General features: G+C 57.7%; 8 protein-coding genes. 7 read left to right on the plus strand and 1 reads right to left on the minus strand.

Annotation, left to right across the window (positions count from 1 at the left end; translation table 11 throughout):
• The first annotated feature begins 15 nt into the window (after nt 1–15).
• The 5 genes from ABNF92_RS18650 (at nt 16) to ABNF92_RS18670 (ending at nt 7,614) form a co-directional block, all read left to right on the plus strand.
• Entirely contained in the window at nt 16–2,385 is a 2,370-nt protein-coding gene (locus ABNF92_RS18650; RefSeq protein ID WP_349342976.1) for an FtsX-like permease family protein, read from the plus strand.
• Nucleotides 2,386–2,417: 32 nt separating this feature from the next.
• Nucleotides 2,418–3,623, plus strand: a complete 1,206-nt coding sequence (locus ABNF92_RS18655) for an HlyD family efflux transporter periplasmic adaptor subunit (protein WP_153634392.1) — start codon at nt 2,418–2,420, stop codon at nt 3,621–3,623.
• A gap of 98 nt (nt 3,624–3,721) precedes the next feature.
• Entirely contained in the window at nt 3,722–5,470 is a 1,749-nt protein-coding gene (locus tag ABNF92_RS18660; RefSeq protein WP_349342977.1) for an amidohydrolase family protein, read from the plus strand.
• Nucleotides 5,471–5,490: 20 nt separating this feature from the next.
• Nucleotides 5,491–6,096, plus strand: coding sequence for a DUF2238 domain-containing protein (locus ABNF92_RS18665; protein WP_349342978.1), 606 nt, complete (start codon nt 5,491–5,493; stop codon nt 6,094–6,096).
• Between the two features lie 51 nt (nt 6,097–6,147).
• Complete coding sequence (locus ABNF92_RS18670) at nt 6,148–7,614, plus strand: DASS family sodium-coupled anion symporter (RefSeq protein WP_349342979.1); 1,467 nt, start codon at nt 6,148–6,150, stop codon at nt 7,612–7,614.
• Nucleotides 7,615–7,625: 11 nt separating this feature from the next.
• Here ABNF92_RS18670 and malT read toward each other — a convergent pair whose 3' ends face one another.
• Complete coding sequence (malT, locus tag ABNF92_RS18675; protein ID WP_349342980.1) at nt 7,626–10,382, minus strand: HTH-type transcriptional regulator MalT; 2,757 nt, start codon at nt 10,380–10,382, stop codon at nt 7,626–7,628.
• 250 nt (nt 10,383–10,632) lie between these two features.
• On the opposite strand from malT, the gene ABNF92_RS18680 reads away from it, so the two are divergent.
• Together ABNF92_RS18680 and ABNF92_RS18685 are read left to right on the plus strand one after the other, a co-directional pair.
• Nucleotides 10,633–11,433, plus strand: coding sequence for a C39 family peptidase (locus tag ABNF92_RS18680; RefSeq protein ID WP_053112284.1), 801 nt, complete (start codon nt 10,633–10,635; stop codon nt 11,431–11,433).
• Nucleotides 11,434–11,487: 54 nt separating this feature from the next.
• Complete coding sequence (locus tag ABNF92_RS18685; RefSeq protein WP_069183349.1) at nt 11,488–12,498, plus strand: flagellar protein FilC; 1,011 nt, start codon at nt 11,488–11,490, stop codon at nt 12,496–12,498.
• The last annotated feature ends 24 nt before the right edge of the window (nt 12,499–12,522 follow it).

Raw genomic sequence — 12,522 nt, forward strand, 5'->3', positions numbered from 1 at the left:
TGAGCAGGTAAGTTGATGGGCAGAAACGCACTCAACATCAAACTGCGGCGCGAACTCTGGCAATTGCGTGGCCAGGTGGTGGCCATCGCTCTGGTGATCGCCGGTGGTGTAGCCGTGTGTGTCATGTCCGTTCTGAACTATTCCTCTCTTATGGAGACGCGCGCGCAGTACTACGAGCAGCACCGGTTTGCCGAAGTGTTTGCAGCCGTCAAACGTGCCCCGCGTCATGTCCTGCAGGAGATTTCGAAGATCCCCGGGGTGGCCCGCGCCGAAGGCCGGGTTGAGGGCATCGCCAAGCTTGAGATGCCCGGATATACGGATCCCGTGTCGGCCCGCCTGGTGTCACTGCCACCGAACACGCAACCTGATATCAACCGGCTTTTCATCCGTGAGGGACGACTGCCGATGGCGGGACGCAACCAGGAGGTCGTGGCCATCGGAAGCTTTGCCGAAGCCCACGATCTGTCCCCCGGTGACCGGTTTACGGGCATCATCAATGGCAGGCGCCAGTCGCTGGTCCTGACCGGTATTGTCGAATCGCCTGAGTTTATTTATGTGATTCCTCCGGGGGGGATGCTGCCGGACTATGAGCGTTATGGCGTGCTGTGGATGAACAGGGAAGCGCTGGCTGCGGGGTTTGATATGGTCGGGGCTTTCAACAGCCTTGTGGTGACCCTGCGATCCAACATGTCGGATGCCACAGTGATTGATCATCTGGATCGGTCCCTGGCCAGGTACGGGGCGACAGGCGCCTATGGCAGGGAGCATCAGTTCTCGCACAGGTTCCTCAGTGACGAACTGGACCAGTTGAAGACCATGGCGACGGTGTTTCCCCTGATTTTCATGTCGGTCGCCATGTTTCTTCTGCATGTCGTCATCAGCCGTTTAATCAGTACCCAGCGGGATATCATCGCGGTGCTCAAGGCCTTTGGATACGGCAACCGACAGATTGCCTGGCACTACAGCAAACTGGTGATACTGATTGCGGTGATTGGTCTGGCCGTGGGGCTCGCTCTTGGATTTTGGCTAGGTCGGGGGCTGGCGGAGCTCTACATGGATTACTACCGGTTTCCGGGGCTGTTGTTCCGTATTCATCCGGGTTGGTTGGTGTTGCTTGGCCTGTTGACGATACTGGTGGCCTGGGCAGGGGCCTGGCGGGCAATTCGTCAAGCCGCGGCCTTGCCCCCGGCCGAGGCCATGAGACCGGAGGGGCCGGCAAGGTACCGGATTGCCGGTGCCGAGAAGCTGCTCTCCGGTATTCGCTTCTCTCAGCCGTCGAGAATGATTGTGCGTCAGCTGGATCGACGTCCCGGTCGAACCCTGCTCTCAATAAGTGGCATTGCGATGGCAACCGCCATCGTGATGGTGGGCAATTTTCAGTTTGATTCCGTGTCCCTGATGGTTCACACCCAGTTTGCGCGGGTGCAGCAACAGGATCTGGCGGCGGCGTTCATAGATCCGGTCAACAGCTCCGCTATTTACACGCTTCAGCGACAGCCCGGTATTCTCTATGTCGAGGGAAAACGACTGGTGCCGGCGCGGCTCACGTTTGGTCACCGTCAGTGGCGCAGCGCCGTAACCGGCATCCCCTCGGATGCAAGACTCCAGTTCGTTGTGGACAGCAATCTGGCGCGGGTCCAGTTGCCAAAGGAAGGCTTGTTGCTGACGGATTTTCTCGCCCAAGAGCTGGGCGTTACTCCCGGGGAGATTGTCCAACTGGAAGTGCTGGAGGGTGACCGACGGACAATCCAGGTCCCTGTTGCAGGCATTACGAGTGAATTTCTCGGTGTGGGTGCCTACATGAACCTGGATGCTCTCAACCGGGCTCTGGGCGACGGCCCCCTGATCAATCAGGCCATGATTAACCTTGATCCGGAAAGAGCCGGCGAGATCTATGACAGTCTGAGGGAAACGCCCGGTGTTCTGGGGCTCAGCATTCGCCAGGCCATGCTGGACAGCTTCTATGACACCCTGGCCAAGACCTTCCTGACGTTCACTTTCTTCAACAGCCTGATGGGCGGCATCATCGCATTCGGTGTTGTTTACAATACCATCAGGATATCCCTGGCCGAAAAGGGTAGAGAACTGGCCAGTCTCCGGGTGCTGGGGTACACCCATAACGAAGTTGCGCACATACTGCTCGGCGAGGTGGCGTTGCTGATCATGCTGAGTGTGCCGCTGGGTTGGTTGATCGGGCAGGGACTGGCATTGGCCATTGTTACGGCCATGCAGACAGAGCTCTACCGGGTACCTCTGACCATCACCAGCCAGACGCTGGCAATTTCAGCGCTGGTCGTGGTGATGTCAGCGATGGCGTCCGGAGTGATTGCGTGGTGGCGCCTGAAAGCGCTGGATCTGGTTGCTGTGCTGAAAACCCGGGAATAAAAGCATCTGGAAGCAGGGGGTGAGTGAATATCATGACGGTAAAAGGGTTTTCTGGAAAATGGCTGTTCTGGGGCGTATTTGCGCTGCTCGCCCTGGCGGCACTGGTGTATACGGTCCGTCCGGAGCCCGTGTGGGTCGATCTGGCGTCCGTGAGCCGTGGTCCCCTGGAAATCACCATCAAGGAAGAGGGCAGAACACGGGTCCGCGATCGTTACGTGGTGTCATCCCCGGTGGCGGGCTACCTGCATCGGGTACCTCTGGAAGTGGGGGATGCCGTTATACCAGGCGAGCTGCTTACCGAAGTGGATCCGATGCCGGCAAGTACCCTGGATGCCAGAAGTCGGGCTGAAGCGGAAGCAAAAGTGCAATCAGCTCGTTCCGCTCTGAATTCAACGCGCCAGAAAGTGGCGGCAGCCGAGGCGGAAGCCGATCTGGCAATCCGCGAGCTGTCGCGATTGAAGGCTCTCAGCGATGACCACTTCGTGTCCGATGAACGGTTACAGCAGGCCCGGGCGGCCGCAGACCGGGCCCAGGCAATCCTTCGGTCGGCCCGTTTTGATGAGGAGGTGATGGCCCATGAGCTGGCCGCAGCAAGGACTCGTCTGGAGGTATCGGCGGCCCGGGAGACCGGCAATGGCAACGTGGAGAGAGTGCCTGTCCGGTCGCCGGTCAATGGTTCTGTGCTGGGCGTTGCCCGCAAGAGTGAAGGCGTCATCCAGGCGGGTGAGCCCATCCTTGAGTTGGGTGATCCCGGCGCACTGGAAGTGGTCGTGGACGTGCTCAGTTTCGATGCGGTCAAGCTTAGCCCTGGGGTAAGTGTGCGATTGACTGGGTGGGGCGGGGGCAGTCTTGATGCCAGAGTCCGGCGGGTTGAGCCGGTGGGCTTTGAAGACGTGTCGGCCCTGGGGGTCGAGGAAAGGCGGGTTCAGGTGGTTGCGGACATTACCAGTTCCCCCGAAGCCTGGCAGAGCCTCGGTGACGGTTACCGTGTGGATGCCGAATTTCTGCTATGGCAGTCAGACAATGTCCTGCAGCTTCCGGAATCCGCGATCTTCATCGGTGACGGGCAGCATCAGGTGTTCCGCGTGGTCGATGACAGGGCGGTCCTGACCAACGTGTCGGTAGGGCGTACCAATGGATTTCAAACGGTGATTCAGGAGGGGCTGGCAGACTCGGATAGAGTGGTGCGCCACCCTGATCGCCAACTTGAAGACGGCAGCAGGATCAGGGTTCGTTAATGGCCCATATTGCAGGGCCCGCCCACTAAAATGAGAGGACATATCACGTTCTGCTGGCTAGACTGACGACATAAAACAACAAAAAGGAGCCTGGCGAGGTGAACCAGTTCGATACTCTGATTGTCGGTGGTCGTTATTTCGATGGTACCGGCGGTCCCTCCCGCATAGCCCACGTGGGCATAAAAGAAGGCCGGATTGCCCGGATATTTGATGAACAGCCTGACACCGGTCTGGCCACTCGCACGATCGACGCCAGCGGTTGCTGGGTAACGCCGGGATTTCTCGATACCCATACCCACTACGATGCTGAGTTGCTGGTAGCGCCCTCTCTGTCTGAATCTGTGCGTCACGGTGTCACCACAGTGCTTATCGGCAGCTGTTCGCTGAGCATGGTCTGTGCCGATCCGGAAGACGCCTCGGATATTTTTACCCGGGTGGAGACCGTGCCGAGGGAAAAGGTGCTGCCCATACTGCGACAGCACAAGTCCTGGAAGACACCCAAAGAGTGGGTGGAGTTCATGGACCAGCACCCACTGGGGCCCAATGTCATCAGCTTTCTCGGTCACAGTGATCTGCGGACGGCAGTCATGGGGCTGCATCGGGCTACCGACCGAGGCGTGACTCCGACAGCAGAGGAGCAGCGAAAAATGGAACGTCTGCTTGAGGAAGCCCTGCAGGAAGGCTTTCTTGGGCTTTCCACCATGTGCCTGAAATGGGACAAGGTAGATGGTGACCGTGAGTGGTCCAAGAGCCTGCCGAGCACTTATGCCCGATGGCGGGAGGTCAGCCGTCTGAATGCCCTTCTGCGCCGTTACGGGCGGGTGCACCAGGGCGCACCCAATGCGGCGAATCCTCTTCAGGTTACCCAGTATTTGAAAGAGACCCTGGGTTGGTTGAGAAAGCCCCTGAAAACCACCCTGATTGCCATGATTGATTTGAAAGGCAATCCCACGGTAAAACCGATGGCAAGCCTGGTGGGGTGGCTGGCCAACAGCTTTGGCGGCAACTTTCGCTGGCAGCTGTTGCCCACGCCGTTCACCGTTTATGCCGACGGTATGGATATCGTGTTGTTCGAGGAATTCGGTGCCGGTGAGATGGCCCTAGATATTCGCGATCAACTCGAGCGCAACGAGCTCCTGAAAGACGAACAGTACCGACGGAAGTTCAGGAAATTCTACAAGGAAAAGCTGTCGCCCCGGGTGTGGCAGAGGGATTTCGGTGATGCCGTGATTCTCGACTGCCCGGATAAAAGCGTGGTTGGTCGCAACTTCGCTGAACTGGCGGCTGATCGCGGCATCCATGTGGTCGATTTCTTCCTCGACATGGTGGTCGCCCATGGCCGCTCATTGCGCTGGTTTACCACGGTAGGCAATCACAGAAAGGATCGGCTCCGGAAAATGGTTACCAACCCCGGCGCCCTCATCACCTTTTCCGATGCCGGTGCCCACATCCGGAATATGGCTTTTTACAATCTGCCGTTACGGTTTCTCAAGCTGGTCCGTGAAAGCCATGAAGACGGTGAGCCAGTTATGTCCCTGGAGCGTGCCGTGCACAGGCTGACGGGCGAGCAGGCAGATTGGCTGGGGGTTGATGCGGGTCATATAAGGGAAGGAGACCGGGCTGATATAACGGTACTGGACCCCCATGGCCTTGATCAGGATCTGGAACAGGTCGAATGGGCCGAAATGGAAAACTTCGGGCTGGAGCGAATGGTGAACCGGGTGCCTGGATGTGTCAGAGAGGTGTTGATCAACGGCCGAGCTGCAGTAACGGATGGTGAGGTGGAAGCTGCATTGGGCAGAGAACCCGGATACGGCCACTTCCTGCGCGCCGGGGCGTCTGGGTAGTTTCGGATAAAAGGAAACCTATGAACCAACGATTTGCGCCCGCAGTCTGGGTGGTTGTCTTTCTTTCAGTCTTTGTCTGGTCTGCCATCGGGCCGAAGGATCGGGCGACCTGGGTACTTGAGGTTCTGCCCGCGGTCATTGGATTTGCACTGGTTGTCTGGTGTTTCTTCCGTTATCCGCTGACGCCGCTGGTCTATTTCCTGATTCTGATCCATGCCGTCATCCTGATGGTTGGGGGGCACTATACCTATGCGGAAGTGCCTCTGTTCGACTGGTTTCGGGACTGGTTTGATTGGCAGCGCAATAATTACGACAAGCTCGGCCACCTGGCGCAGGGTTTTATACCGGCAATGGTCGCCAGGGAACTGGTCATTCGATTCGACGTATTTTCCGGCCCCCGCTGGGCCGCATTTTTCATCGTCTGTTTCTGTCTGGCATTGAGCGCCTTCTATGAGTTGATCGAGTGGTGGGTGGCCTTGCTCAGCGACGAAGCCGCCGAGGCTTTTCTGGGCACCCAGGGGTATGTTTGGGATACCCAGTCGGATATGGCCTGGGCGTTGTCCGGCGCGATCCTGGCTCTTATCCTGCTCGGGCGGTTGCATGATCGCCAGCTTCGGAAGCTCTGACGTTTTTCTTGCCCGCAAATTTTGAGAGTCTAAATAACGGAACAGAATGGTATGTCCGAAGAGCTCAGCGCAGACAACCAACCCCGGGGCTTGCCCCGCAGCCAGGTGATCGGGCTGATCCTTGGCGCCGCGTTTCTCTTGGCAACCATCCTTCTTCCACCCCCCGAAACCATGGCGGCGGAAGCCTGGGCCGCCCTCGGCCTGATGCTGCTAATGGCGACCTGGTGGTCCACCGAGGCCATTCCGATTCCGGCCACAGCTTTGCTGCCAATCGTTCTGGTCCCGGCGCTCGGGCTTGGCACGGTTGGTGAAGCCACAGAGCCCTATGCCAATCCGATCATCTTCCTGTTCCTTGGGGGATTTACACTGGGGCTTGCCATGCAGCGATGGAACCTGCATCGGCGGATCGCACTGCTGACGCTGAAGGCCGTGGGCAGCAAACCTCGCAGGCAGATTGCCGGATTCATGCTGGCAACGGCTTTTCTGAGCATGTGGGTCAGCAATACCGCAACGGCCATCATGATGTTGCCAATAGGCCTGTCGGTGGTGGCAATGATGGACAGCAATGACAATCCCGAGGGTATTCGGCGTTACGCCACAGCCCTCCTGCTTGCTATTGCCTATTCCGCCAGTATCGGGGGCATTGCCACGCTGATTGGCACACCGCCAAATGCCTTGCTGGCGGCCTACCTGAGCGAAAACCAGGGGGTTTCCGTGGGCTTTGCCCAATGGATGCTGCTGGGGGTTCCGGTCACGGTCGTCATGCTGGCCCTTGCGTGGTGGTGGCTGACCCGGCGCGACTTCGGATTGGGTAATACTACAGGTGGTGCTGAAGCGATACGCGAGGAGCTTGATGCCCTGGGGCCACTGGGAAAAGGGGAAAAACTCGTGGCCCTGGTGTTCTTGATCACGGCCACCGCCTGGATCTTCAGACCGTTGTTGTCCGAGAACCTCATGCCCTGGCTGAGTGACACCGGCATCGCCATTGCCGCGGCCATTGCCATGTTCCTCATACCCGTCAATACCCGCAGCCGAGAATTCGTTCTCGACTGGGAGACCGCGAAGGGAATTCCCTGGGGCGTGCTGCTTCTGTTCGGTGGCGGGCTGGCCATGGCTGGCGTGATCAGCAGTTCAGGTCTTGCTGAATGGATCGCCCAGAGCCTGGGTGTAGCCGGCGCTCTGCCAACACTGGTTATGATTGTGCTGGTGGCGGGCATCATCATCTTTCTGACGGAAGTGACCAGCAATACGGCAACGGCAGCGGCGTTTCTGCCCTTGTTGGGGGCACTGGCCCTCAGTCAGGGAGTGTCACCATTGCTGTTGACAGTGCCTGCTGCGATCGCGGCCAGCTGCGCCTTCATGATGCCTGTGGCCACGCCACCCAATGCCATCGTGTTCTCCAGCGGCCATATGCAGATCAGCGATATGATCAGAGCCGGATTTGCCCTCAATCTGATGGGTATTGTGGTGGTGACACTGCTCAGTTATCTGCTTCTTGGTGTGGTTTTCTCCATGTAGGCCAGCCGAGCCTAGTCTCCCTGGATCTTGCTCAGGAGGTCTTTGGCCAGTTCGATGGCCTCTGAACGATGGCTGATGTTCTGTTTCTGATAAAGGCTGCGGATGTGTGTCTTGACTGTTGTCGAGGCCACTTTCAGGTGCTCCGCAATCTGGTCATTGGATAGTCCGGCATGTATCAGGCTGAGAATCTGCCATTCGCGGCGGGTAAGAGGAGAGGTTCGGATCAGTTCTGGCACATCCGGCCGGTCGATGATGTCCTGGATGATGGCTTCATCCAGCGAGATCCGGATGGCGCGGCTGAAGTCCCGCTGTTGCTGGGCTAGCTGAATCAGACGCTCTGCCCGCTGCAGTTCCATACCTTCAATGGCTTCATCGTTGATCAGCGCCTTGAGCAGAACAATCAGCTCCTTGCCCAACCGCAGGAAGCTGCCCACAGCACCGGTGGTACTTGCCAGTTCCAGCGCCGTTTTCATGTGATCGAGAGCCTGTTCGCGTTCATCCAGTTGCCAGTAAAGGTAGGCGAGGGCAATGTGATTGCGATTCAGGTCTGTTTTAAGGCCAAACTCCCGCGCTACCGCGGTCAGCTCCTCGAGGAGTGGTTGTGCCAGTTCGTATTGCCCGAGGCTGATTAACGCCCGGGCCTGGTTGCGGCCGTTGCACTGATTAAAATGGTTAGTGGCCTTCACCGGATCGCAGTGCGGTGCAATTGTGAGCCAACGCTGAATAGAGTCGTGATCCCGAACTGCATCCCAGTATGACAGCATGGTGGCCTGCGCATTGGCTACCCAATCCAGGTGGTAGTCTTCCGCCGCCAGCATTTTCTGAATCTTGGCGATGTAATCCGCACACAGGCTCTGTCGGCCCCGTGCCTGGGCAACCTTGGCCAGGGAGGTGTAACTCTGGACATACCAGCGTTCTCCCTGGGCCTCAAGAATTTCAATGCCCTGAAGCGCGCACCGCTCGGCGCTTTCCAGATGGTGCCACTCCCACATGATCTGGCTGCGAATACGGAACAGGAATTCCAGGATCGGCAGGTGGTTCAGCTGGTTTTCTTCCGCGTATTGGAAAGCACGTTCCTGAATGTTGTAGGCCTTTTGCAGGAGACCCATGGCGACACTGATTTCGCTTTGCTGGCAAAGCGCCCAGATCACGTTCTGGTGGGCCTGATGGGCCCGGGCGAGATGCTCTGTATCCTGCATTCGGGCCAGGGCTTCCTCAAGTTCTCCGCGCACAAACAGCGCCTCACCAATGACCGAGGCGGCAGCAACTCTGGAAGTGGGCAGGAAGCGCGCTTCCTGTTCGATGGCTTCGCGGGCAAGCGTCAGGGCGCGTTCGCCGTCGCCATAATTCATCGCCACCTGGGCGCGGATGGCACTGAATTCGCCATGAACGGCGCGCTGCGTGTCCTCGTTCAGGGATGCCTTCAGACGGGCTTCCGCTGCTGAGAGCCAGTTTTCGACTTCATCAAACTTGTACTGCCCCTGGGCAACCCACGCCCTGAGCAGAGTCAGCGTGGGATCTTCGGCGATGATTTCCTGTGGCAGCGTGTCCAGGCAGCGTTGAAGCAGGTGAAACTGACCTTCGGTAAAGAATTTGCGCCCGTGGATGGTGAGCACGCGGGTAATTCGCTCGGGATCTTCCGCAGCAATGGCGTGCTTGGCAGCCTCCTCCGCATGGTCCAGTTCAAGCCAGGCGTCGGCGGCCCGTTGATTGAGGTCTCTCTGGTTCTCGCGAGTGGTGCAGGTGAGCAGATGGCGCAGATAAACCGAGAATAGCGGATGGTACCGGAACCAGAGTGCTGAGTTATCCACGGGGGTTATGAACAGCCCCATGGACAGCAGGCTGCTGAGCAGTGACTGTCCGTCCGCGTCGTCCATGACCCGCATTACCATTCCCGCGTTAAACCGGTCGAGGATGCTCGTGCGCATGAGAAACCGCCTTTGCTGTTCGCTCAGGTCGTTGCCCACCAGCTCATCGAAGTAATCGAAGATATTCTGGTTACCGTGTTCCAGCTGATCGACAAACTCGCTGAATTCGACACTGGTGGCGGATGAAGCGGCGAGCAATTGCAGGGCGGAGATCCAGCCTTCAACCCGGCGGACAGCCCGCTCAATGTCTTCGCGCGCAATCTCAAAAGGCAGCCGGCTCTGGAGATAATGCTGGGCTTCATCCGCTTCAAAACCGAGGGCCCGGCTGGTTATTTCAGTCAGACGCCCCTGCATACGGAGCTGGGCTACTCCCACCGGCGGCATCGTTCGGCTGATGAGAACCAGAGTCAGATACCCTGGCAGATGCCGCAGAAGAAAGCGTAGCGCTTCATGGATTTCGCCGTTGCTGATCAGGTGATAATCATCGAGCACCAGGTAGAGCGACTCGTCATCCTGGGGCAGGGCGGCGAGTAGGTCAGTCAGGAAAGATTCGAGGCTGTCATAGCCTTCGGTCTGGAGTCTTTCCAAAACCGGTTGGCAGCTCCCCTCGGTGGCGCTGGCAAGGGCATTGGCCAGGTACCCGGCAAAACGGCCCGGGGCGTTGTCACTGGCTTCCAGGCGGAACCACGCTGAACGTGCCTCAAGGCTGGCCAGTCGCTCGGCAATGGTGGTGGTTTTGCCATACCCGGCCGGTGCATGAACCAGGAGCAGACTCACCGGCTCGAGGCCATGCAGAAGATCGTTGAACTTCTCTCTTGGAAGTAGTGCGGGTGGGGACACCGGGCTCTGGTTCTTGGCAGTGATAAAGGTGATCTGTCCCGGGTTCAGAGTTGTTGTCATCAGGATCTACATCAGGAATTTGAGTGTCAGGACTGGTGTTGATACCCCCTTTTGGCCCGTTGAGTCAACCCTCGAGGCTTCTTCGATCAGCGCCTTGAACCAGTTCTCAAATCCACCTCGCAAGGCCCCTCCTGCAGCGACAGATTTGAGGCACAGTTATCTTTCAGGGCGCAGGCTTTTCGGTATCTTACCGTAACAACATGTAACCCGATTTATAACGTGGCCAATAAAAACAGGGACTTCGTCTGACATGCTGCTGGTGCTCGCCGGATCCATTCTTACATTCACCATGGTGCAGGAAGCCACCGTGGTGGAGCCTTTCGAGAAGGGCCAGATCGTTATCGAGCAGGATGTGGATTCCAGTCCGGTTGAGCTGAGGTCCGACGTCAGGGTCGAGCCCCTGGTTGAGCAGAAATTCCGGAACATCGTGCGTCAGGCCTATGACTACAGCTGCGGTAGTGCCGCGCTGACCACCGTACTGAATTTCTACCTCGGCCGGACTTTGTCAGAACGACAGGTCATGGAGGGGTTGCTGCATTACGGCGAAAGCGAGCGCATTGTTGAGCGACGCGCGTTTTCCATGCTCGACATGAAGCGACTGGTTACCGCACTCGGCTATCCATCAGGTGGCTTCCGGGCCACCATTGATGACCTCAAGGACCTTGATCACCCGGCAATCGTGCCTATCCATCACGCGGGCTTCAAACATTTCGTTGTGTTACGAACGATCCGCGACGGGCGCGCCTACCTGGCCGATCCTTCAGTAGGCAACATCTCTTTCACCCTCGCCCAGTTCGAGGAGAAGTGGGATGACAACGTGCTCTTCATTGTCTTTCCGGGCAGTGACAAGCCGCTGGACAACCTCGAGCTGAAGGAGGAAGACCTTCGTTTTGTGGATGACCAGACAATGACACTTCTGGCGCTGGAACGGATACCGGCGTTTCACGAGTCCACCCAGAGGCGGATCCAGAATCTGCTGGAACGCCAGAAAAACAATCCCGACGGCAGTGTAGAGAACACCCGAAAGCAGTTGCACTACCGTCGAAACTAATTCACCGGGCAATCCCCCGGTCAGGAACACTACAAATAAAATAAGGGAGTCAGGATGAATCGTTGGTTTGTGCGAGGTTTTATCCTTGTTTCCACGGCAGGTCTGCTTCCGGGCATGGCCCTGGCGCAGGAAGGAAGTGTGGATCAGGCGCGGGAAGCGCTGGCCAAGCAGGAGGGAGACGAGGACGCTTCACAACAGCTTGAGGAGGTGTTCCAGGCTGCAGAGAAGAACTACTCGTTGCAGAAGAAGGGCTCCCATTCCCTGAACTATTCATTCGACTATTCCTATACCGCGGACCAGCGGCTGGATCTGGCCATCACCAATGGATCAGTCAGAAATCTGGACGTGGTGCCATCGGCAACCCACAGCTTTACGAATTCCTTTTCCTACGATTACGGCCTGTTGGACAACCTCACGGTGGGTACCCGGATTCCGTTGGTGGTCAAATATGATACCCAGGACGAGTTAAACGTTTACGATTTTGGCGATATTTCCTTTACCGGGCGCTGGCAGCCGTTTGCCTACGTCCCGGGCAAGATGTCGACAACCCTGTTCGGAACCCTGTCCACCAAGACCGGTGTCAGCCCCTATGAGATCGATATCAACGAGCAGCTGTCTACTGGCAGCGGATACTACTCCATCGGGGGTGGGGCGAGTCTTTCGAAGGTTCTCGATCCGGTGGTGGTTTTCGGTTCTGTCAGTGCTACCTATAACCTGCCGGCAGAAAACCTGCAGCAGGTGCGAGGCGCACGCCTGCTGGAAGAAGTAGATCCCGGTTTCGGGCTGTCCGGCTCGGCTGGTTTCGCCTATTCCCTGTCGTACGACATTTCATTGAGCATTTCGGCCCAGCTCAGTTACAGCGATGAAACCATTCTCACCTTTTCCAATGGCGACCAGGCTGTTGCCCAGGACCAGATGACCGGTTTCCTGAGCATGTCACTGGGTACCCGTGTCAGCGACACAACGATTGTGAATACCAGCCTGGGTATTGGCCTCACCGAGGACGCACCGGACTTCTCCCTGGGGGTCTCCCTGCCCATTAACTTCTCCGGTCTCAAAGAGTGATTGGTGTCGTTGACGAGTTACGGG

Source organism: Marinobacter sp. MMG032, from assembly GCF_040112695.1.
GTDB classification, from domain to species: Bacteria; Pseudomonadota; Gammaproteobacteria; order Pseudomonadales; family Oleiphilaceae; genus Marinobacter; species Marinobacter salsuginis.

Excerpts from the sequence above, each read along its gene's own strand:
- ABNF92_RS18650 (WP_349342976.1), top strand. The coding sequence starts at position 16 with ATGGGCAGAAACGCACTCAACATCAAACTGCGGCGCGAACTCTGGCAA.
- ABNF92_RS18655 (WP_153634392.1), top strand. The coding sequence starts at position 2,418 with ATGACGGTAAAAGGGTTTTCTGGAAAATGGCTGTTCTGGGGCGTATTT.
- ABNF92_RS18665 (WP_349342978.1), top strand. The coding sequence starts at position 5,491 with ATGAACCAACGATTTGCGCCCGCAGTCTGGGTGGTTGTCTTTCTTTCA.
- ABNF92_RS18670 (WP_349342979.1), top strand. The coding sequence starts at position 6,148 with ATGTCCGAAGAGCTCAGCGCAGACAACCAACCCCGGGGCTTGCCCCGC.
- malT (WP_349342980.1), bottom strand. The coding sequence starts at position 10,382 with ATGACAACAACTCTGAACCCGGGACAGATCACCTTTATCACTGCCAAG.
- ABNF92_RS18680 (WP_053112284.1), top strand. The coding sequence starts at position 10,633 with ATGCTGCTGGTGCTCGCCGGATCCATTCTTACATTCACCATGGTGCAG.
- ABNF92_RS18685 (WP_069183349.1), top strand. The coding sequence starts at position 11,488 with ATGAATCGTTGGTTTGTGCGAGGTTTTATCCTTGTTTCCACGGCAGGT.